The sequence below is a fragment of the Gracilinema caldarium DSM 7334 genome (genome assembly GCF_000219725.1).
GTDB classification, from domain to species: Bacteria; Spirochaetota; Spirochaetia; order Treponematales; family Breznakiellaceae; genus Gracilinema; species Gracilinema caldarium.
Map to the genome: position 1 here is coordinate 2,431,697 of NC_015732.1, position 22,331 is coordinate 2,454,027.

General features: G+C 46.6%; 20 protein-coding genes and 1 pseudogene. 5 read left to right on the forward strand and 16 right to left on the reverse strand.

Annotated features, from left to right (window positions below):
- Positions 1 to 11 precede the first annotated feature (11 nt).
- From SPICA_RS10935 to SPICA_RS10945, 3 genes are read right to left on the reverse strand one after another with little or no spacing between them, the layout of a single operon-like run.
- Positions 12 to 203 carry a YjfB family protein gene (locus tag SPICA_RS10935; RefSeq protein WP_013969569.1) on the reverse strand — a complete coding sequence of 64 codons (192 nt, stop codon included), beginning with the start codon at positions 201 to 203 and terminating at the stop codon, positions 12 to 14.
- Between the two features lie 31 nt (positions 204 to 234).
- A complete protein-coding gene (locus SPICA_RS10940; protein WP_013969570.1) occupies positions 235 to 558 on the reverse strand; it encodes a type II toxin-antitoxin system RelE family toxin in 324 nt (107 codons plus the stop codon).
- Positions 545 to 817 (reverse strand): type II toxin-antitoxin system Phd/YefM family antitoxin, encoded by a 273-nt coding sequence (locus tag SPICA_RS10945; RefSeq protein ID WP_013969571.1) that lies wholly within the window; start codon positions 815 to 817, stop codon positions 545 to 547. Before SPICA_RS10945 ends, SPICA_RS10940 begins: the two co-directional genes overlap by 14 nt.
- A gap of 118 nt (positions 818 to 935) precedes the next feature.
- On the opposite strand from SPICA_RS10945, the gene SPICA_RS10950 reads away from it, so the two are divergent.
- On the forward strand, positions 936 to 1,310 hold the full coding sequence (locus SPICA_RS10950; RefSeq protein WP_013969572.1) for a hypothetical protein: 375 nt from the start codon (positions 936 to 938) through the stop codon (positions 1,308 to 1,310).
- A gap of 7 nt (positions 1,311 to 1,317) precedes the next feature.
- Positions 1,318 to 2,010 (forward strand): DUF434 domain-containing protein, encoded by a 693-nt coding sequence (locus SPICA_RS10955; protein ID WP_013969573.1) that lies wholly within the window; start codon positions 1,318 to 1,320, stop codon positions 2,008 to 2,010.
- Here the strand turns inward: SPICA_RS10955 and SPICA_RS10960 are convergent.
- A complete protein-coding gene (locus SPICA_RS10960; RefSeq protein ID WP_013969574.1) occupies positions 1,964 to 2,827 on the reverse strand; it encodes a LysR substrate-binding domain-containing protein in 864 nt (287 codons plus the stop codon). The two genes, SPICA_RS10955 and SPICA_RS10960, sit on opposite strands and share 47 nt — an antisense overlap.
- A gap of 96 nt (positions 2,828 to 2,923) precedes the next feature.
- Here SPICA_RS10960 and SPICA_RS10965 point away from each other — a divergent pair, with 96 nt between their 5' ends.
- Positions 2,924 to 3,961, forward strand: coding sequence for a YeiH family protein (locus SPICA_RS10965; RefSeq protein ID WP_013969575.1), 1,038 nt, complete (start codon positions 2,924 to 2,926; stop codon positions 3,959 to 3,961).
- Positions 3,962 to 4,002: 41 nt separating this feature from the next.
- Here SPICA_RS10965 and SPICA_RS10970 read toward each other — a convergent pair whose 3' ends face one another.
- The 9 genes from SPICA_RS10970 to SPICA_RS15315 all read right to left on the reverse strand — a co-directional run bounded on the left by SPICA_RS10970 (position 4,003) and on the right by SPICA_RS15315 (position 13,527).
- Positions 4,003 to 5,295: an MFS transporter gene (locus tag SPICA_RS10970; RefSeq protein WP_169311877.1), complete on the reverse strand. Its 1,293-nt coding sequence runs from the start codon at positions 5,293 to 5,295 to the stop codon at positions 4,003 to 4,005.
- A gap of 41 nt (positions 5,296 to 5,336) precedes the next feature.
- Positions 5,337 to 6,260, reverse strand: coding sequence for a universal stress protein (locus SPICA_RS10975; protein ID WP_013969577.1), 924 nt, complete (start codon positions 6,258 to 6,260; stop codon positions 5,337 to 5,339).
- Between the two features lie 30 nt (positions 6,261 to 6,290).
- Positions 6,291 to 7,580 (reverse strand): Nramp family divalent metal transporter, encoded by a 1,290-nt coding sequence (locus tag SPICA_RS10980; protein ID WP_013969578.1) that lies wholly within the window; start codon positions 7,578 to 7,580, stop codon positions 6,291 to 6,293.
- Between the two features lie 15 nt (positions 7,581 to 7,595).
- Complete coding sequence (locus SPICA_RS10985; protein ID WP_013969579.1) at positions 7,596 to 8,375, reverse strand: PTS sugar transporter subunit IIA; 780 nt, start codon at positions 8,373 to 8,375, stop codon at positions 7,596 to 7,598.
- 2 nt (positions 8,376 to 8,377) lie between these two features.
- Positions 8,378 to 10,978: a magnesium-translocating P-type ATPase gene (gene mgtA / locus SPICA_RS10990; protein WP_013969580.1), complete on the reverse strand. Its 2,601-nt coding sequence runs from the start codon at positions 10,976 to 10,978 to the stop codon at positions 8,378 to 8,380.
- Positions 10,979 to 11,307: 329 nt separating this feature from the next.
- Positions 11,308 to 11,694 carry a RidA family protein gene (locus tag SPICA_RS10995; RefSeq protein ID WP_013969582.1) on the reverse strand — a complete coding sequence of 129 codons (387 nt, stop codon included), beginning with the start codon at positions 11,692 to 11,694 and terminating at the stop codon, positions 11,308 to 11,310.
- Positions 11,695 to 11,748: 54 nt separating this feature from the next.
- Positions 11,749 to 12,696 carry an Rpn family recombination-promoting nuclease/putative transposase gene (locus SPICA_RS11000; protein WP_013969583.1) on the reverse strand — a complete coding sequence of 316 codons (948 nt, stop codon included), beginning with the start codon at positions 12,694 to 12,696 and terminating at the stop codon, positions 11,749 to 11,751.
- Between the two features lie 68 nt (positions 12,697 to 12,764).
- Positions 12,765 to 13,358, reverse strand: coding sequence for a DUF1707 SHOCT-like domain-containing protein (locus SPICA_RS11005; RefSeq protein ID WP_013969584.1), 594 nt, complete (start codon positions 13,356 to 13,358; stop codon positions 12,765 to 12,767).
- Between the two features lie 13 nt (positions 13,359 to 13,371).
- Entirely contained in the window at positions 13,372 to 13,527 is a 156-nt protein-coding gene (locus tag SPICA_RS15315; protein WP_083819900.1) for a helix-turn-helix domain-containing protein, read from the reverse strand.
- A 161-nt stretch (positions 13,528 to 13,688) separates the two neighbouring features.
- On the opposite strand from SPICA_RS15315, the gene SPICA_RS11010 reads away from it, so the two are divergent.
- Positions 13,689 to 17,093 carry a hypothetical protein gene (locus SPICA_RS11010; protein ID WP_013969585.1) on the forward strand — a complete coding sequence of 1,135 codons (3,405 nt, stop codon included), beginning with the start codon at positions 13,689 to 13,691 and terminating at the stop codon, positions 17,091 to 17,093.
- 75 nt (positions 17,094 to 17,168) lie between these two features.
- On the opposite strand, the gene SPICA_RS11015 is transcribed toward SPICA_RS11010, so the two are convergent.
- Both SPICA_RS11015 and SPICA_RS11020 read right to left on the reverse strand, forming a co-directional pair.
- On the reverse strand, positions 17,169 to 18,068 hold the full coding sequence (locus tag SPICA_RS11015; protein WP_013969586.1) for an Rpn family recombination-promoting nuclease/putative transposase: 900 nt from the start codon (positions 18,066 to 18,068) through the stop codon (positions 17,169 to 17,171).
- A 135-nt stretch (positions 18,069 to 18,203) separates the two neighbouring features.
- Positions 18,204 to 19,586 (reverse strand): glycoside hydrolase family 30 protein, encoded by a 1,383-nt coding sequence (locus SPICA_RS11020; RefSeq protein ID WP_013969587.1) that lies wholly within the window; start codon positions 19,584 to 19,586, stop codon positions 18,204 to 18,206.
- 245 nt (positions 19,587 to 19,831) lie between these two features.
- On the opposite strand from SPICA_RS11020, the gene SPICA_RS11025 reads away from it, so the two are divergent.
- On the forward strand, positions 19,832 to 20,785 hold the full coding sequence (locus tag SPICA_RS11025; RefSeq protein WP_052296368.1) for an ATP-binding protein: 954 nt from the start codon (positions 19,832 to 19,834) through the stop codon (positions 20,783 to 20,785).
- A 52-nt stretch (positions 20,786 to 20,837) separates the two neighbouring features.
- On the opposite strand, the pseudogene SPICA_RS14965 reads toward SPICA_RS11025, so the two are convergent.
- Positions 20,838 to 22,300, reverse strand: a pseudogene (locus SPICA_RS14965) (IS5 family transposase).
- Positions 22,301 to 22,331 lie beyond the last annotated feature (31 nt).

A 22,331-nucleotide genomic window follows, 5' to 3' on the forward strand; every position in this document is an offset into this window, starting at 1 on the left:
GACGAGCTGGCTCAGGCTAAAAGATCTATGTTTTGCCCCAGCGCCGGATCAGAAACAGCCGGCAGAGCGGCGCTGTTCATCAATTTGAGTAACGCCTCCGACTGGTCCTTAGCCTGTCCCAAAGCCATACTCATCACCCTGGTGCCGACCTGATCCTGCAGGCGGGTCTGAGCCAGATCCATAGACAGTTGTTGGATATCCATGGTTAAAACGTACGTCTTATAGCCCGGGGTGTCAAGGGGAAAGATTATCTAAAAGACCTGTTTTAATATACTTTTTCATAAGCTCATAAATATCCTTTTTATCTCCATCCTTTCGAATACCAACCGCAACAATAATTACAATTATTTCTTCATCCAAAACTCTATAAATTATCCGATATCTCTGTCCCGCGGCTCGCAATGAACGATACTCTTTTAAGGGGCCTTGTAAAGGTTTCCCCAACAAAAAGGGCTCTTTCTTTAAGGACTCAATTTTATGTAAAATTTGTTTCAATGTATTTGAGTCAAGTGCTTTAAGCTGTTCTGCGGCAATTTGTGTTAATTTAATGGTGTACATGCAGTTCTTTCTTAAAGTCTTCAAAATCGATAAGTTCACCAGCAGACAGCTGTTGGATACCTTTTTTTAAGGCAGAATAGGTTGCTTCATCGGAAATAATCTCTAAGGTTTCTGCGATACTTTCATAGGTATCCCAACTCAGCAGTGCAAAAACCGCTTTGCCATGATTAGTTATTGTTATCGTATCATCAAATGAAAGTTCATGTTCCAGAGTGGTTATTTTTCGCCTTGTCTCAGAAATTGACATTTGTTTTATCATCTATACACCTCTAGTGAGTAGATTAATCAAATATGTACAAATAATCAATCATATTATGTACAATTTCTATCACAGAATAGTCCTTGGATATTGATGAGTTTTTTTGTATAGTATATCCATGATACGCAAAATTACGGAAGCCGAGGCCCGCTATGCCATGGCCCATGGAGAATTTGCTCCGGAACTGCGGAACAGCGCCCCTGCGGTGGCAATTATCCTCACCCAGAGCTGGTGTCCCCAGTGGCGCTTTATGAAGGCCTATCTTCCCCAGGTCGATGCCTCTCTGAATGCGGATGAAAAGGCCGGTCAAACTCATATCTATTACCTCGAATACGACCTGGAAGACTGGTACGAGGAATTTCTGCCCTTTAAGGAAAATACCTTTCAGAACTGGGATGTACCCTACGTTCGCTACTATCACCAGGGACGACTTACCGGGGAAAGCAACTTTATCGCCGACAAGGGTTTCATTGCTGCTCTGCAACGTTCATAATTGATGTATGAACCAATGTTCCCCAGCGCTTATCGCCGCTATAAGGGACTATAGTCTCTTATTAAACAAGGGCTACCCCGTCACTGCGACAATAAAACTGGTAGGCGATCGATACCGGCTGGACCGGACCGAGCGGCTCATACTCTTTCGTGGTGTCCTGGATGAAACTACATCCCGCCACATTAAAAGCAAAACCTTAGGGGTTCTACCTCCTAAATCGGTATTAGGGGTTGATGGCTATAATGTGCTTTTTACACTCATCAACTATAAACGGGGGCATCCGCTCTTTATTGGTACCGATGGGCTGCTCCGTGATGCGGGTGGAGCCCATGGCAGATTTGAACGGGAAGAGGATCTTCTGTTCGCGGTCGAACTGCTCAGCCGCTACCTGACTCGCCTTAAGCCAAAGTACATCAACCTGTTCCTGGATGCGCCGGTCTCCCACAGCGGCGAGCATCGGGAATTACTGGATATAGTCTGCTCCCGTTTCGGGCTTGCGGCTGCGATAGAAACAGTGCAAAATGCAGACCTGCCGTTGCAGGACTTCGCCGGGACCGCCGTGGCAAGCTCCGATTCTACGGTGGCCCTCAAAAGCCATTCGCCCGTTTTTGACCTCGCCCGGTATATACTGGAACAGAAGTATCAACAGCAGTTTATTGCACTAGCTCTTTATATACATCCTGATAGAGACTGTTTTTAAGGGTTACAAAACAAAAATCATGGTACATAGTAAAGTCACGGACATTAATCTGAACTAGAGAACCTTCCTGTAATTCTTTCATTACTGATTGTTTATATAAAAAAGTGATACCCATATTACGGGAAGTAAGAACTTTTATAGCTTCTATATTGCCTAATTCAATTTTTCGGAAAAAACTCTGTATCGTACAATTAAGATTTTGTAAAGCTAATTCTAAAACAGCCCGGGAACCGCTTCCGACTTCTCTGACAATGAGGCGCTCTGAAAGAAGGTCAATAAGGGAATATTGCCCCCTTGCAAGCCTATGATCAGGGGAACAGAGAGGGATAAAGGCGTCTTTCATAACGACCTGAACGTTATAAGCATCCTGATCAAAGATACCCTCCAAAAAAATGAAGTCTAACAAACCTCTTTCCAGCTTTTCTAACAGATCCCGGGTATTTTCTACGGATACTGTAAGTTCTGTCGCAGGATGTCGATGCATGTAGGAAACTAGAAGTTCCGGTAAAAGATAAGCACCAATAGACCTGGTAGCACCGATCCGTACAAGAGGATGGTCCTCCAATCGGCTGATGTTTTCTAGGGTTTTCAGACCATCAGACCAGGCAGTAACTGCATATCTGTAAAGTAATTGGCCTGCATCAGTCAGAGTTAACGTTCGAGATTCATAATTAAATAGTTTTTTACCTACCTGGGATTCTAACATTTTAATATGCTGGCTAACCGCAGATTGGGTAATACATAGCTTCTGGCTTGCCCGAGTAAAACTTTTTTCTTCCCAGACCGTCATAAATGTCCTGAGTCTAAAATCGATCATAACCCACCTCATATAATTATTTCTTATAGATGTATTAATATATATAATTTGAAATTATAATGATTTTTTTTTATAGTGCAAAGTCAGGAGGATTTCATGATATTTAGCAAAGAACACATAAAATACACCTTGAACGGTATTCTTTTTGTAGCTCTATTTTCATTGGCGGCATTGCAGATTGCCGACATAGGTTTAATTAAAAAGGCCGGATTAAGCCCCCTCATTGTAGGTATCCTTATCGGTATGCTTTATGCTAATACACTGCGAAACCATCTTCCAAAAGAATGGGTTCCGGGGATAATCTTTTCTACCAAAACAGTACTAAGAGTGGCTATTATTTTATATGGCTTTAGAATTACCTTTCAGCAAATACGGGCGGTGGGATTGCAAGGACTGGCCATGTCGACAATTATGTTGTCATCAACCTTTATACTGGGGGCTTTTATAGGACAAAAACTATTTAAGCTTGATAGGGATAGTACCTTATTAATAGCTTCAGGAAGTTCAGTCTGTGGGGCTGCTGCGGTTTTAGCTACAGAACCAGTATTAAAAGCTGAACCTTATAAAAGCGTTGTCGCAGTTGGCACAGTAGTGGTCTTCGGTACAACCTCTATGTTTTTATATCCTCTCCTCTATCATCTTGGTGTTCTGCATCTTAGCCCCACCGAATATGGTCTTTATGTGGGTAGTTCTGTCCATGAGGTAGCCCATGTTGTTGGTGCGACAAGTGCGATGGGTGATATTGCAGCAAATACGGCGGTCATCGTAAAAATGACTCGGGTGATGCTCATTGCACCTTTGCTTATCATTTTAAGCTTAATTATGTCATGGTCTGTAAAAAACAGTGATAAATCGGGCAGCAAGGTAGCGGTTGTAATTCCCTGGTTTGCGGTAGGTTTTATTGGCGTGAGTGCTTTTAACTCTTTACATATTTTACCATTTGCTTTAGTTGATACAATAAACCATATAGATACTTTCCTTTTAACTATAGCAATGACCGCCCTGGGGATGGAAACCCATATAGGGAAATTCAAACAGGCAGGGATCCGTCCCTTGTTATTAGCACTGATATTGTTTTTATGGCTTGTATTTGGAGGATATTTTCTGACGGTTTTTATTACGAAGTGGTTCTAAAAAAGCGGGGCTATGCACTGTGGCATAGCCCGTATTAATAACTAATAAGCGCTCTTCTGTTTCATTTCTTCTGCAATTTGGGCCATGGTCACCTTAAGAACCTGACGATCTGGCGGGAAGATACCAGCGGTCAACCAAAGGATAATGCCGCAGAAGATCCAGAAAGAGGCTGAAACGCTAAGGCTTGCCATAAGGCCAAATACATCCGATAAAACACCCGACACAAAACGACCAAAACCAGTCCCTAGGCTGTCGGTTAGATTGAAAATGGAAAAGATGGGCCCTCGGTTTTCGGGAACATTGACATCGAGAAGCATGGTCCGCATGTTGGGCCCGGTCATAGCAGCAAAGAAGGCAGCAAAGAAACCTGTTGGTATCAGGAGCGCAAGCGGCAGGGTTAACAGCACCACCCACAGAGTGAGAGTCGTGCCTACAAAGGTGGTAAAAGCACAAAAAATGGGAAGCTGGGTATCACTCTTCTTAAATATGGCACCACCCCAGATTCCTCCGACAATAGTCCCAATGACCATGCCGATGCCAAACACTAGATACACTGTGGTAGCTTCAGCGATGGAAAAGCCCTTATATTGATTCAAGAATTTTTGTAAAAAGAAAAAAGAGCCCCAAGGGATCGTGCCTGCGATGCCTTGAATGAGCAGATACACATTAGTCCTAATCTTAAAGAGACCTGTATAATCCGACAGTTTGATGCGGCGGGGATACACAAGGCCGGCTTCCACAAGAGCTTTGGTTGCTTCTTCGCTGGCAGCGGCCTTGGGTTCCGGTACCAGGAACCAGAAAAAGAGTATGAGGGGAATATTAGGGAGCGCCGCAAGCAGGAAGGGTAAGCGCCAGTTACCGCTGGCACCCACAAAACCGCCCAAGACACCGCCAACAATGTTTCCCATGCCAAAGGACACAGTCAGAATCGCCGACGCCCATGGCCGTTCTTTTTCATCATAAATGTCACCTAAAATGGAAAACACTAGCGGAAATGCCGCACCCATACCGATCCCGGTGAGGATACGAAGAAAAAAGAACACAGTCCAGTTCGAAGCAAAGGCGGTAAATGCGCATGGAAGTTCTCCAATCAGGACTGAAAACACAAAGAGGAACTTCCGGCTCGCTTTATCGGCAAAATAACCCCAAAGGAGGGAGACTACCGCTCCCAACACTGTAAAAAGGCCCATCATAACACCGACCGACGCATCGGAAACATGAAATTCCTTTTCGATAATCGCTAGCGTCGGGGCCATAACCTGCCCATCCGAGTTAAGTACTACGAGCATGAGGGCCATCAACACTAAGAGTATGAGCTTTTTTGAGTGTTCCATGCCCATAAGTATAACATGAGCATGGATTGTGTCAAATGAAGTTATAAAGGAATGAACAGAATGGGGGTAAACACCCGGGATGCAAGCCTGAATGCAATACTATCGGCCCAGAAAGCTTCCATACCGATTTTACCATGAGTTCCAAGCACCATGAGACAGTGGTCCAGGGTCTTGGCAGTTTTCTGAATTTCCTTGACCACTGCTCCGCGAGCCACCCTGATATGCACCTTTACGGAAGGATCCAACTGGCCCTCTATTTCTTTGAAATGCTCGTTAAGATGCTTGGTTACTTCATCGGTTTCTATTTCCAAGGAAAGGCGGGAACTTATGGGCAGCTGAAGACTAGAAATGCCATTAAAGGGTTTCTGGGTACCTACTGTGGGGATCACCGTCATCAAGGTTAATTCAGACTGTAAGGCCTTCGCTAACTGAACTGCGGCCTTTAAAGAGCCATCGTGGTGGGAACCGCTATCGAGGGGCAGAAGAATGTTATGCACAGGATGATCAGGCTGATTTTCTGTTACATATTCATCACTCTGAATTAACAAAATCGGTATATTTCCTTTTTTTAGAATCTGTAATGGAATAGATCCTACAACAGCCTTCTTTATCCCCCTTTTCCCATGGGAACTCATAACAATGAGATCGGGCTGTAACTCTTCTATATGTTCCACAATTCCCTGGCGGATATCCTGAATTGCTTCCTCATGGATATGGTAGCTTATAGGAATGGTGGGTTTTTTAACGTGCATCTTCAGGTGAGAAAGCACCTCCTGCAGATATTGCTCAGCCTCATCACGGGTTTGGATGTGCCGCTCTCCATGAATAAGTGCCGGGGGGCGGAATTCAATTCCATGAAACAAAATCAGACTGGATACACAACACTGGGCCAATTGTACCGCAATGGGAAGAGCTGACTCGGCCAGTTTGGATCCATCCAGGGGCACAAGAATAGTTTTAAACATCAGCGGTTCCTCCAGTGACACAGGGGGTGCTTATGCACCTGTAAAAATCATACTGTACAACAAGTAGATATTCAAAATGATTATTATAGCGGTCACCAATGCTCCTAAAAGCCGGGTTGGTTTTGCATTAACAAGTTCACCCATAATGGTGGCATCACCGGTAAAATTCATCAGGGGAATAATGGCAAAGGGTAATCCGAAGCTGAGCATAACCTGACTTATCACCAAGGCTTTTGTGGGGTCTACCCCCACCATGATAATAACAATAGAAGGTACCATGGTGATGATTCTGCGGAGCCACAGGGGTATTTCAAAATCCATAAAACCTTGCATAATCACCTGGCCAGCCATGGTCCCCACAGAGGCGGAAGAAAGACCTGAAAATAGAAGAGACAAGGCAAAGACCCAACTAGACGCCTTGCCAAGCAGGGGTTCCAGGGTAATATAGGCCTGTTCAAGGGTGCCCACATTGAGCAAACCCCGACTATGAAAGGTTGCGGCCGACATAATAAGCATGGCGCCATTTACCATACTGGCAATTCCCATGGCAACCACCACATCGACTATTTCATAATGGAAAAGTCGCTTTAATAGTTTCGTGTCCCGAACAACAATCCGATCCTGCATTAAAGCGGAATGCAGATAAATTGCGTGGGGCATAACAGTTGCACCTAAAATACCCACCGCAAGCAAAATACTTTTGGAGCCCTTAAACTGTGGTATCACCGTATGGAACCAGACCTGAGACCAATCGGGCTTACCGATCCATAATTCGATTATATAGCTAATCGCAATAACCGACACAAAGCCCGTAATGACCGCTTCCAGAGAGCGGAATCCATATCGTTCCAGAGCGAGGATGAGAAAGGTGGTAATCGCAGTGAGCAGTGCCGCCACACCGAGGGGGACGCCTAAAAGGAGATTAAAACCAACGGCGGCCCCCAAAAATTCTGCCAGGTCCGTAGCCATGGCTACCAATTCCATTAATATCCAGAGGGCCATAACAAACCATCTGGGATATCGGAGCCGGCAGTGCTCAGCCAGATTTTTACCAGTTACAATACCCAATTTTGCAGAGAGGGTCTGAATAAGCATGGCCATTAAGTTGCTGGCCAGGATAACCCAGAGCAAGGTATATCCAAATTGGGCACCACTTTCTATATTGGTGGCGAAATTACCAGGATCTACATAGGCAACACTGGCTATAAATGCCGGCCCCATAAAAGGAAGCAAGCGAGCAAAAAAGCCCTTTTTGCTCTTTCCTTCTAGAACATCCTGAGCATCGGCCTGTAATTTTTTATTACTTTCTGTGGATGACATAGCTATAGTATTGTATTATTTTGATGAGATTGCCAGACAATCATAGACTATCCGGTTCCCCTGATACACCGCCGTATTTCGGCGTATAATCCGCCACCGGCCATTCTGGTAAAAACCATCACTTTCGAGCTTCTCTGCTAAGGAAGAAATAGCTTCTACATAGCTTAACAGTTCCTGATTTTGGGTTAAGACCAGCGGTTTCTGTCCGGGACTTGTTATAATTTCTAGAGCTTCCACTACAAGATTAGACAAGTCCTGTACCGGCTGAGACACCGTTGCTGACTTTGCCTGCAGACGGATCATCCGGGCCCGGGCATCGGGACCAGCAGTTTCCTTACTGGCCGCAATAAGATCCAACAGGTAGTTTCGTACATCATTCAGTTCTTTTAAAGACGCCAGTTTCGAAATCTCGGGGGATGTACTGATAACCTTTGCAAGCAAGGAGACTTCCCGAAGATAGTGGTTCCGCTGATTCGACGGAACCAGATACATGGTTATAAGGGATATAGGCTTCCCATCCGGAGAACCATAGTCTATCCCCGTAGGACTCCAGCCAATAACACACATGAGGTCTTCTTCAAATTCAAGCCGTGCATGGGGACAAGCCCACCCTTTTCCCAGGGCGGTATTCATCGAGGCTTCCCGGGCCATCACATTACCTACAATATCGGTACCCGTGGGAATCTGCGGGAAAGCTTCTATAATATGGGCTAAAAATTGCAATGCATGGGTCTTATCATTTTCTGGTAATTCAAATAGGCGCCCTTCCTGGAGAGCATCGAGTAGGGTATCCATAATTAAACTCCTTCAAATCTGCGAATAAACCAGGTTTTCACCTTGTGAGTAATAACACTGTAGGTAACAAGGTATCCTGCAATCCAAATAAAGTAGGTAGCAGGAAGAGGAACAAAACCAAGAAGTGGTGCCAACGGAGAATAGGGCAGCCAGACTCCAATCACCATAACAAGGAGGGTCGTAAAAATCATCGGAGGTGATGCCCGACTTTGAATAAAGGGAATCTTGCGAGTCCTTATGATGTGCACGATGAGTGTCTGCGTTAAAAGGGATTCTACAAACCAGCCGGTCTGGAACAGTCTGGCCAGTTGATCCTGCTGGCCTGATGAAAGACCTGGATTTAAAAAATCCCTGGTTTTAAAAAAGAACCACATTAATGCAAAGGTAGCATAATCGAATATTGACGATATGGGCCCGATAAATATCATAAACCGTTTGATATTTTCAATATTCCAATGTACCGGCTTTGCCACTTGTTCCGGATCAACCCGATCTAGGGGAATACCGGTCTGAGAAAAATCGTACAGGAGATTATTGGTTAATATTTGAATCGGCTGCATGGGAAGGAACGGCAACAGATAACTGGCACCCAACACACTGAACATATTGCCAAAGTTGGAACTTGCCCCCATCCGGATATATTTAATGATATTGGCAAAGATTTTTCTTCCTTCTATGATGCCTTCTTCCAGCACAAGGAGGCTCTTCTCTAACAGCACAATATCTGCCGACTCCTTGGCCACATCCACTGCTGAATCCACAGAAATTCCCACATCCGCCGCTTTTAAGGCAGTTGCATCGTTTATCCCATCTCCCATGAAGCCTACCACATTACCCTGCCGGCGAAGTTCCTTAACAATTTGCTCCTTTTGGGCTGGGGTAAGTTTTACAAACACGGTTTGTTCCGCCACAGTCTGTGTAAATTGCGCTTCATCCATCCGGGACAGTTCGGTTCCGCTGATAACCTGGTCAAATTCTATACCAACTTCGCTACAGACCTTTCGAGTAACAAGGCCATTATCGCCAGTCAGAACCTTTACATGAACCCCCGCTTTGTTCAGTAAATGAATCGCCTCTGTGGCAGATTCTTTGGGGGGATCCATAAAGGCAATATACCCGAGCAAAATGAGCTTGCTTTCGTCTTCGATAGTAAAAACCTTTTTATCAGTGGGGAATTCTCGATATGCCAGGCCCAGGACCCTAAAACCTTCTCGGTTTAATTTTTCCACCTCTTCAAAAAGGTCAGCCCTGATCATATCGATAAGCGGATAAATTTCTTCATCAATTTGATAATGGGTACAGGAACTGTAGATTTCTTCTACCGCACCTTTGCAGATAAGTACGTTGTCCCCCTCATATTCAACAATGACCGACATACGACGCCGCTGAAAATCGAAGGGAAGCTCATCCACCAGGCGACATTCATCAACATTAAGATCGACATGCTCTATGACGGCACGATCGAGAAGATTTTTTAAACCCGTTTGAAAATAACTATTTAGATACGCATAGTTCAAAACCTCTTCACTCTGATTGCCAATAATGTCCACATGGTGTTCCAAAAAGACCCGGTCCTGAGTGAGGGTCCCGGTCTTATCAGTACAGAGGATATTGATTGAACCAAGGTTCTGTATGGCGGGTAATTTTTTTACAATAACCTTTTTCTTTGCCATCGCCAGGGCGCCCTTAGCAAGATTCACCGTAACCATCATAGGAAGCATTTCGGGGGTTAGCCCAACGGCCACAGAGAGGGAAAACAGAAGTGCTTCGAGCCAATTGCCCTTTGTAATACCAACGATACAAAAGACGACACTTACCAGGATCAGCATGAACCGAATCATGAGCCAGGTAAAGGAACGGATGCCCCTATCAAAGCTGGTTTCTTCCCGCTTTTCACTCAGTTTTTGGGAAAGGCTCCCAAAGATTGTCTTTGTTCCTGTGTGAATAACCAGAGCCTTCGCAGTACCGCTGGTAACACTGGACCCCATAAAACAGGCATTGGGTAGTTCCAGGGCAGAAAGATTTTTATCCCCAGAGACCTGGGCTGTCTTTTCTACCGGCATGGATTCACCGGTGAGGGCCGATTCACTTACAAAGAAATCTTTGCAGGAAATAATTCTTACATCGGCAGGAACTATTGCTCCAGCTTGCAAAAGGACAATATCACCGGGGACAACTTCGGACATTTTTATTTCGGTTTCGACCCCATCGCGCAGTACATAGGTCCTGGATTGTACCCGTTTGCCCAGGGCTTCTACTTCCAGGTTAGATCGTTGATCTAGTATATAAGAAAGTCCGACACTGAGCAGGATCATACATCCGACAATAATTGATGAAAGGCTTTCTCCAATGATTGCCGAAACCAGGGCGATCATCAGTAGTTGAACAACCAGAGGGCTGGAGAATCGTTCAAACATGTCGGCGAAAAAATTCTTTTTTTTGGCGGTATTTATTTCATTCTTGCCGAATTCGGCGAGCCGTTTTTCTGCGTCCTTTTCGGATAGCCCCGTGGGAAGAGCATCGAGCTCCGCCAGGGATTCTCCAATGGAACAAGTACAGAATTTAATAAAGCGTGTATTTTCTGCAGTTGATACTTTAGCCATGTTTCACCTCTTATGCGGCGGACCGATGAGCCGGAGGTGAAAACGAAACAATACATAACCAACGTATTTAAAAAGCGTCCTGATTGGTCCCGTTACGGGAACCCGTATCAGGGGGCTTTAAAACACCCTGTCTATCGGTTGTCTCTCTGTTTCATAACCAGCCATCGGAGTGAACCGTCGCGGTAATGGATCTTCGGAATTGTCTGTATTCACATCATGTACGAGATGCACACAACGATGACTGCCATCCGAGTCATTCATAACCGTTCCTCCTTATGCTGATGAATTGTATAGCTTAGGTATAGGTTATAAACCTTATCGTGTCAACCTTATACTACCGCCACCGCTTCGATCTCTATGCGCGCTCCCTTAGGCAGGGCGGCCACCGCTATGGTAGACCGGGCCGGGGGCTCATTGGGAAAATATTCCCCATAGACCTGGTTCATTTCGGCAAAGTCTTCCATAGTGGTCAGAAAGACCGTGGTTTTCACCACATTGGCAAGGCTGGCCCCGGAGGCTTCCAGTATAGCCTTAATGTTTTCGAGACAGCGGCGGGTCATGGCACCTATATTGCCCGGGGCGAAGGTCCCCGTTTCCGGGTCTACCGGCAGTTGACCCGACACAAAGAGCAGAGCCCCCGGCCCGGCCAGTACCGCCTGGGAGTAGGGACCAATGGCCGCCGGGGCGCATTTTGTCGAAATAACTCGTTTCTGCATGAAAGCCTCCTTTTTGCAAAGTGTGCGAATATCGAGGGTTTACAACATTATTACTTACAGCTTTTCTATTTCTTCGATACTCAGGCCGGTTACTTCAGCAATTTCCGCAAGCGGCATCCCCTTATTTTTGAGGTTTCGAGCTGTCACTCGTATACCTTCATATCGGCCTTCGGTTCTTCCTTCATTTCTTCCCTGCTGTAATCCTTGTTGTAATCCTTGCTGTACACCCTGCTGTAAACCTTCCTGTAATCCTTGCTGTAAGAGCTCTTCTTTCCATTTTTTAACGGTTGTGGCCAGCATGGTCGGTACCTCCGTAAGCAGGGATACATCCGCCACCCAGTCGGGGACGGGATCGGCAAAGAAACTATGGAGCCATGATACAAAGGCTTTCACCACCTCAGGCTGTTCCTGCCTGAGGATGTCTACAATCTGGGTTACCAGCGGCACCAGTGCTTCCTGGTCCGTGGTCTCTACCAGAAACAAGGCTCCAATAAGGTTCTTGAGCGACAAAAGCCTTTCTCTACTAAACTCGTTCTCTGCTATTTTAAAATAGCGAAACCTGGGGATAAAGTCCAGACTGATCCGCTGGTCGATCAGGTCCGCAAGATTCTCCGGCGCAGTCCATCGATCATCCCCGTTGTAAAGGAGGATGGGGAACACCGACGGGAGCTTTTTCATGACAGGTCTATCTTTCAAGAGACTACTGTATAATTCCAAGGTATAGCGGAGAATTCGCAGGGCCATAAAATGGTCCACCGTGGACTGAAACTCGATGAGGATATAGAGGTATATTTCCTGCCCAGACAGAAAGGGTACATGCCAGATGAGGTCCGACTCGAGCCTTTTCTGTGAAGCGGTAATGAAGGACTTGTCGATTTTACAGGCACGATTAAAGTCCAGGTCTCTTACCCAAGGCTCGGGAACACAGGAAAGCAGGAGTTCCCTGAGGAGCTCTGGATGAGAGAAAAGGTCCTTATAACCATGATCATGGGGATGGTGCATAGCTGGAGTACAGTGAAATACTCGCAAATTGCTTTACTGCACCCGACCGTGAAGTACCATCCTCTCTATTAGGAAACAACCTTTACTTCCACACTGCCGAAGATGGCGACACCCTCTATTTCGACCCAAGGAGCATCGCTGTCGCCGATAATGTCCCCACTGCCTGTAGCGGAACCGAAGATGGAAACGCCGCTGACACGAACATTTAGGCCTGGGGGAACAAGGATTTGAACGGACCCGAAAAGCCCTACAGCTTCTATTCGGCCACCCACGGGGGGGATGTCGGCCTGGCGCAGGTCGATGAGGCAGGAGCCAAATATGGCCACCGAATCGAGCTGTTTCGTGAGGGTCCAGCGGCCAACGCGACGGCTTGAGGAAAAAATTGCCACCTGGTCTGCCTTGCGGTCAGCGTGGCGGTAGCGATCCTTGTATTCCTGGGCATATTGTTTCCAATCACGGCTAGCAACACTGCCAGTGGTGGTAAAACCGACAGGGGCCTGCTGAAACTCCCGCGGCAGGTCAGCCAGGAGTCGGCGAAGCTGGACAGAATCATCGCTTCTATTGGCTATCGCCACTCGAGCTTCAAATTCTTCCATAGAGAGATCACCGGCAGCAAAAGCTGCGGTGAGTGCATCGATCGTCCTATCCCGTTCTGCAGGCATAGGTGCCTCCTCTTCATGAAATGAAGCGCTTCTGGTACTCACCGGGGCTGAGTCCAGTAGCCTCCTTAAAGGTTTTTATGAAGTATTTTACATCACCGAAGCCAGAACGGCTAGCCACCTCATAGACCTTGTAACAGCCCTGCTTAAGGAGCCGCTTGGCTTGTAACATAGGCCCTGAAATTTCGCTATGGTGTCTTTTTTTTCGTTTTTTCTAGTTTAACGCAATCGATTTCGTTGACACAATTCGGCTCTAACTTTTATACTTAAGAAAGTTATATCATGGGAGCATTATGTTTTTTGCGTCCCCTATCGGATAACAAGGAGCCGACTATGCAAGGAATGACCCTTTCATCCCTTATCGAAACTCAGCCGGAAGCGGTACAGAGTGCATTCGTCTCATTTTTAGGAGACACCTTTTATAAAATTGCCAATGTAGATGCCATGCCGCCCTTTTTTATGACCATCGTGAGTTCTTCTGATGTATGGAACTTTATCTGGTCCAATGGGGGGCTTACGGCAGGTAGAAAAAATGCTGACTTTGCTATTTTTCCCTATTATACGGCGGACAAGGTAGCCGATGCCCACAGTTACACCGGGCCCTTTACGGCCCTGAAGGTTTCCGAAGGGGACCGGGTCTGGTATTGGGAACCCTTCTCATCTTCCAGTGCAGGTATCTGGAAGGTCCAGCGGAACCTGTATAAAAACACCAGCGGTTCATCAATCTATTTTGAAGAAATTAACCGGGATCTGGGACTTACCTTTCAATATGGATGGACCAGCAGTGACCGTTTTGGCCTGGTGCGGCACAGCCGAATCCTGAACTGGGGCAAGGTTAACCGCAGTATAGAAATCCTCGATGGGTGTCAGAACATCATGCCTGCCTGTACCACCGCAGATTTCCAGAATACCAACAGCGTGCTTCTGGATGCCTACAAAAAAACCGATCTGGATACGGAAACCGGCCTGGCCCTCTTTGCGGTGAGTTCCATCGTCACCGATAAGGCTGAGCCCAGCGAAGGGCTCTTTGCCAATGTGGGGTGGTTCAGCCGGCCAGGTTCAATCTATCTGGATCCTGAAACCAGGATAGCCTTTACCTACGGCAGGCCCCTTCCCTACACTTCAGTTCTCAAGGGCCAGCGGCCAAGCCAGTACCTGCATCAGCATCTGACGCTGGCTGCCGGAGCTGAAGATGAGTGGTACCAGGTGTTTGATACCAATATGGATGCCAGGGCCGCCATTACCCTCCGGGAAATACTCCGGGATAAGGCAAAAGCGGAAACCTTCTTAAAGGAAGATATTGCCAAGACCCATAACCAGCTCGAAAGTTATCTGGCAAGTGCTGACGGGATTCAGCACACGGCCGAAGAAATTACCTGTATTCACCACAAGGCCAATGTGCTCTTTAATATCATGCGGGGCGGCTTCTTCGCCGACACCTATGCAATTTATACTGAGGACCTCCTTAACTTTGTTCAGGTGCGGAATAAAGGACTTCTCCCGGTTATGAAGAAAGCTATTGCAAGCTTTGGTGACACCCTGAACTATATCAACCTTCTGGATCATGTTCGCGCCCAAAACAATGCCCAGCTCGAGCGGCTTGCTCTGGAATACCTGCCCCTGACCTTCTCCCGCCGGCATGGGGATCCCAGCCGGCCCTGGAACCGCTTCTCCATAGAACTTAAGGATGAAAAGGGAAACCGTAAACTGAACTACCAGGGGAACTGGCGGGATATTTTTCAGAACTGGGAGGCCCTGGCGTATTCTTACCCTCTTTATATAGAAGGAATGGTTACTAAATTCCTCAATGCCCTGACCCCCGACGGCTTTAACCCCTACCGAATTACCCGGGATGGTATAGACTGGGAAGTGGTAGAACCGGATAATCCCTGGTCCAATATCGGGTACTGGGGGGATCACCAGGTGATTTATCTCCTCAAACTCCTGGGATTCCAGGCTAACCTGGACCGGAAGAGCCTCCTCGCAAGTCTGGACAAGCCCCGCTATTCCAGTGCTAATGTGCCCTACCACTTAAAACCCTACAAGGATATCTTCGCCAATCCTCGGTCTACCATCGACTTTGACCATGAACGACACGATCATATAGAAAAACTGGTACAGGAACTTGGCACCGATGCAAAGCTTGTTCTGAACAGTGACAAATCGGTAGCCCTCGTTTCCATGACGGCAAAATTGCTGGCCATTCTGGCTGCCAAGCTGGCGAACCTGGTCCCCGGCGGCGGCATCTGGCTCAATACCCAGCGGCCCGAGTGGAACGATGCCAACAACGCCCTGGCAGGCTACGGGCTTTCCATGGTTACCCTGTACTATCTGCACCGCTATGTTGAATTCTTCATCCAGCTCTACGCTGAATCAGAAGCGGCGGCCTTTATCCTGCCGGAAGAAACCGAAAAGTGCCTCCGGGACCTGGCCAAGCTCTTTAGTCAAACCAAGCCCGAAGCGGCGGACACCCCCCAGGGCAGAAGGGCCTTTATGGATGCCGCGGGCCGGATCTATGAAACCTTCCGGGAAAGCCTTTATACCCATGGATACAGCGGCAAGACCAGGGCTATATCCCGGGCAGAACTCCTTGAGTACCTTAAGGTCTTTAAAACCCATATCCAATATACCATCCGGAAAAACCACCGGAGCGACGGCCTCTATCACGCATACAACACCTTCAGCGTTGAGCAGGATGGCAGTATCACCCTTCACTATCTTGATGAAATGCTGGAGGGCCAGGTGGCGGTCCTTTCTTCCAGGGCGCTTACCGGCACCGAAAGCCTTGAACTCTTTAAGGCCCTCCGTCACGGCCGCCTCTTCCGTGAGGATCAGTACTCCTACATTCTGTATCCGGACAAGGAACTGCCCCACTTCCTGGAGAAGAACCGGATTGCTAAGGAAAAAATCCAGGCTATTCCACTCCTGCAAAAAATGGCAGAACAAAAGGATCCCCGGATCATCAAGGTTGATATACATGGGATCGGCCACTTTAATGCCCAGTTCCGTAACGCCAAGGACCTGGAAAAGGTCCTGGCGGAGCTGGAGACAAAGGATGCCCCCCTTGCAGAACTGGTCCGGCGGGATAAACAGGCCGTATTGGACCTGTATGAAGTTACTTTTAACCACCGCAGTTTCACCGGCCGATCCGGAACCTTTTACGCCTACGAAGGTCTGGGCAGTATCTACTGGCACATGGTGTCTAAACTGCTTTTGGCCATCCAGGAAACACTGCTTCTGGAAACCAATGCAGAAGTACGACGGGGCTTAGTAGAAGCCTACTATGATGTCCGCAAGGGCTTAGGCTTTAACAAAAAGCCGGAAGTGTATGGGGCCTTCCCCACCGACCCCTACTCCCACACCCCTGCTGGTCAGGGTGCAAAACAGCCGGGCATGACCGGCCAGGTAAAAGAAGAGGTCTTAACCCGCTGGGGCGAGCTGGGCATCAGCATCCAGAGCGGACAGCTTGTGTTGAACCCCACCTTCTTAAAGGGAACTGAGTTCTATGCCGACGGCCACCTGGAATTTACCTATTGCGGCGTGCCGGTGATCTATCGGCTTACGGATGATGACGATACAGAGATCCTTGTCCACAGGCCAACTGCGGTACAGGGTAGTACAGACACCCATCGGATAAGCGGTCATACCTTGGACCGGGACAGTTCCCAGCGTCTCTTTAACCGGGACGGCAGTATTGCAAAAATAGAAGTCTCTATTCCAAAAACAGTACTGCTATAAAGTAGGTTTTTACAAGAGCCGACCTACTGAAACAGCAGAAAGCCCCCGGCGGAATCCGGGGGCTTTTTTCACCATTTAAAGATTTTTTATTTCTTCGATACTAAGACCAGTAACTTCTGCAATTTCTGTGAAAGACATCCCTTTCTTTTTAAGCTTTCGGGCTGTCTCTCGCATGCCTTCTCGTATGCCTTCTCGCAAACCTTCTCGGATTCCTTCACTTTTACCCTGCTCTAAGAGCTCTTCTTTCCATTTTTGTACGGTTGTGGCCAGCATGGTCGGTACCTCCGTTAGCTGAGATACATCCGTCACCCAGTCGGGGACGGGATCGGCAAAGAAACTCTGGAGCCATGACACAAAGGCTTTTGCTATTTCTGGCTGTTCCTGCTTAAGTATATCAACAATTTGTTTAACCAGCGGTACGAGAGCTTCCCGCTCCGTGGTCTCAACCAGAAACAAGGCTCCTATCAAGTTCCTGAGTGCAAGGAGCTTATCCCTCTCAAACTCGTTCTCTGCTATTTTAAAATAGCGAAACCGTGGGATAAAGTCCAGACTTATTCGCTCATCAATGAGATCAGAAAGATTCTCCGGCGCAGTCCATCGTTCATCCCCATTGTAAAGGAGGATGGGAAAAACTGCCGGAAGCTTTTTCATGGCAGGCTTATCTTTAAGGAGGCTGCTGTATAATTCCAAGGTATAGCGAAGAATACGCAGAGCCATAAAGTGATCCACCGTTGATTGAAACTCGATGAGAATGTAAAGATAGATTTCCTGCCCAGACAGAAAGGGTATCTGCCATATAAGGTCCGACTCGAGTTTTTTCTGTGAAGATGTGATGAACGACTTATCGATTCTGCAAGCCCGGGTAAAATCAAGATCCGTTACCCAAGGCTCGGGCACACAGGAGATAAGGAGTTCTTTGAGAAGCTGTGGATGTGAGAAGAGGTTCTTGTAGTTATGATCATGGAGGTGGTGCATACCTAGAGTACAATAAGATACCAGTATAGTACTTTAATGAGGGACCGTTAGAGTCTAAGATTTGATTTTAGTATTGTGGGATATAGTTTATAGCCAAGTACAGAACTCTGCTCTCATACCTGGCTATGTGCTCTATTAGCCTAACACCAGGGTCTGAATACCCCGGGGCGGACACACCAGGGTGCGTTCTTCCTGGTCTCCTGAAAGGGAGAGCCGGTACACCATGTCAGCTTCGGTTCGGTTGCTCACTACCAGGCTGATGGTACCATCGGTGTTCCTGGCGGCACAGGCTTCCATGGTATTGCCCATCCGGCCGTCGACCGCAGCGGGGACCATCCAGGAATCCATGCGAAGGCCAAGCCGACGGGCACCGGGTCTGATATAGCGGCTGAAGTGTCCTATATAATAGAAAGAACTTTGATAGTAAGCCCTGCCCTGCTCCGTATCCACCAATATCGGTGCATCACAGAGGTTCCCCACATGGTTGGGGCCCCCCGTAAAATCCAAGGCAATATTCCAGTCGATCCAGGCCTGACAGCCGTTGTTCAAATCGTTAATGATATTATGGGCATACCGTTCGCCGGTGAACCAGGCCCCAGGCCGGGGGCCCCCTTCTACACAGCCTTCGGAAAAGACAAGTAATTTGTCGGGGTACGCCTCTGCCACCCGGCGAACCGCATCATACTGATCCCCGGAATACCAGTGGTAGGCCGCACCGGCAATGTACTTTTCTGCACCGCCGTAGGCATAGCTTTCGCTGGCTCGTTCCCAGAGCCGGTCCCGGTTATGGTCCCACACGAGAATTTTGATGTGCCCATAGCCCGCCTTTTCCAGGGCCGGCCCCAGATGTTCTACGGCAAATTCAGCCTCTTCCCGGGCGGTCCAAATGCAGGAATCCCATATTTGTGTTGCCTCAGGCTCATTTTGTATCGAAACTGCCCAGACCGGTATATCCCGCTTTGCCAATTCATCAATATAACGGACAAAATAAGAAGCCCAGAGGGGGTAGTACTGCCGCAACAGCTTTCCGCCATGGTTCATGTCGTTGTTATCCTTCATCCAGGCGGGGGGACTCCAGGGCGAAAGAAGAAGGGACAGGTGGCCGCCGGCGGCCCGGAAGGCGTCTTTTAAAAGGGGGATTTGGTAGCGCTCAGGCATGGCCATAGAGAAGGATGCGAGGCTTTCATCCCTGCTTTCCAAACAGGCCCAGTTGCCCAGGGAAAAATCGCAGCTATTCAGGTGTGTCCGGGCAAAGGTATAGCCCAGACCTTCACTGGCAGAAAAATAGGCCTTCAGCACCGCTTCCCGGTCTGCCGCTGAAAGGCTTGCAAGCACATAGCCAGAGGATTCGGTCAGTGCGCCGCCAAAACCCATAATCGTCTGATAGGTCTTTTCTGTATCCACATTGATGATACATGAAAGGTGCTTTGGGGTTTTTACCTGCCGCTCCGCCGCCTCTAGGGGGGAAAGCAGCCGGTCCGTATCCTTTGCTGTTTCTATAAGCTCACGTATCTGCATATCTGCTCCTGGTTTATTCGCCCGACTCGTTTCAGGTTGATTCAGTATACCAGAATATGCCGCACCTCGCAATCGATTGCGATAGATATAGTTTTGAATATGCAGAGTAATTCCAGAGACAGTTGGGGGTATGATGCGATAATGGGGAACCCAGAGGTATTAACAATAGCATTTTGTACCTATCACAGGTACATTTTTACAATTTTCTTCTTTTCATAGGTACAATAATACAATATACTAACTATATGGACATGGATGCTCTTCTTAATGAATTACAGACAGGTATGCAAAGGCGGATTTTAGCCTTACCAGAACGGATTAGACCGTTTACAACGAGTTTTACAAGTCTTCCGCGAGCTATTAGTCTCACCGGTCCGCGGGGTGTGGGAAAAACAGTTTTTTTATTACACCATGCAAAGGGTAAAAAAATCTTATATATATCCGCGGATTCACCATTGCTTGCGGGGCTAAAGCTTTATGCGGTCATAAAACAAGCCTTTTTAGCAGGATATGAAGGAGTCATTGTTGATGAAGTTCATTTTGCAAAGGATTGGAGTATCAGCCTTAAAGCCATTTATGACGAGTATCCGGATCGTATACTTTGGATAAGTGATTCCTCTTCTCTGATACTACGCAGTGGAACCGCAGACCTTTCCCGAAGATTTTTACAAATTAGTATGCCCCTCCTGTCATTCCGTGAATTTCTTTTTTTGGAATATGGCACCCTATATAACCCAATTTCCCCTTTTTCATATACATCTACTCATATAAGCTCTCTTGAAATCCAGCCTGAACCCAAATTACTGGAAGCATGGCAAAAATATAAACAGCAGGGAACTCGCCCTTTCTATTCAGAGGGTAATTTTTCTGAAAGATTAATCGCTATAATGGAAAAATCCTTATACTATGATATACCCTTCCTGGTACCGAGTATCACAGACAATAACCTACGTCTTATGAGTTCGGTTATTTCCACGTTAGCCCAATCGGTTATTCCAAGATTGCATGTTTCTTCCCTCTGTACGGATTGGGGTATTGGATCTGACAAACTCTATCAGCTTATTGGTGCGATGGAAGCAGTAGGACTGCTCAGAGTAATTCGATATGAACAGGATAAAAAGGCTAAAACTGCAGGAGCCAAACTGTTCCTTGCAGACCCAGCACTTTATATGGCATTAGGTTCAAATAGGGCCTACTGAAAATGTCTAAAAATGATATTTCAAAACTTTTTTACGTTAAAATGGGTTTAATTTAGTATACTAAAACTTTCAAATATGATTTATGAGGTTTAAAACCAAGTAAAAATAAAAAGCGCATAAAAAGATCCCTCAGGATCTTTTCACAGTTGGTCAGCAATACACATACCATGATTGCTGTTTCACTAGTTTCGCGTAATTTTTCATAGATTGTACCAAGACCAAACTTTCGTTTCATATATCCAAAGCCACCTTCAATCGCTTGTCGAATGGCTTCGTCAAGTCTTTGAATCTTTCGTAGCTGTCGTACTATCTTTTTATTCTCTAATGTTTCTTTAATCGGTCTGCCTAAGGGTGGTCCAGACAATCGTATTCCTCGAGCTTCACAATAGGCTCGGTTTGCTCGTGTCCGATATATTTTATCGGCATGCACCGATTCCGGATATCGACCACATCGCCTCTTATATTTTTCTATTTGTGTTGGCAAATCTTCTTGTTCGTTATAGGGTTCCCATTGTAATCGATCTATAAAAATCATCCCGTGTTCGGTCATCGATGCTGATAGTTTTGCTCCGAATTCAAAGGCCGCTTTTGCTTTACCTCGGGCTATTGGTCGTACATGGGGTTGACTGATACTGACGATTTTTCCCGATATCGAATGGGTCTTTCCCTTATACATCTGTACCTGTTGCCGGTAAACCTCATGTATCACGATAAGATCACGTCGCTGTTTTGCACTCAACGTTGTACTGGGAACCTTGTTTTGTAATTCATTGATAGTCCGTAAATTACGTCGTATGTATTGGAGTTGGGTCCGAATCGCTCTGCGTATTTCTTTTTTGTTCTTCGTCGCCCTCGTATAAAATTGAGATATTTGATACGGGCCTGTTTTCTATAGGTTCGTGGTTTTATGGTGAGCTCACTCGCTTCATATAACGTATCAATTATCTTTTCTGTTTTCCTTCGCGCTTCATCCAATAAAGTGACATCATGGGGATGCCGGATATCCTGGGGGACGCACGTGGCATCTATAATGAGTTGCCCTCGATTTCCATGATCATGGTCATCCTTTTGGTTTTTTTTGTTCTGTTTTTTTTCAGATTCTGCTTCTACCTGTTCTTGATACCGTTTCGCTATCAACTCATTTATCTTTGCTATTGCATCAGGTCCAAGCCGTTTTCGAAAATGAACCATCATGCTTGGATCAAAGGGTTTTTCATCTTTGTAAGATTCATATCCTAAAAAATATTGCAGGTAATGGTTCTCTCGTATTGTTTCTACCGTTTCTTCATCTGTTAATTGTAATTTCTCTTTTATCAATAATGATCCCAAGGCGAGCCGTACGGTCTTGGCTGTTCTTCCAATTCGTTTTGAAAAACATTTTTTATATTCAGCTTCTATCTCTTCCCATGGAATAATTGCGGCTAATCGTACCCATCGATTATCTTCTCGTAAATGTCCTCCGAAGGGTACATAAAAGTCTTCAAACTCAGGTACCTGTTCCTTTTCCTTATACATCGTTACCCCATAGTAAAGTGCACGCTTTTTA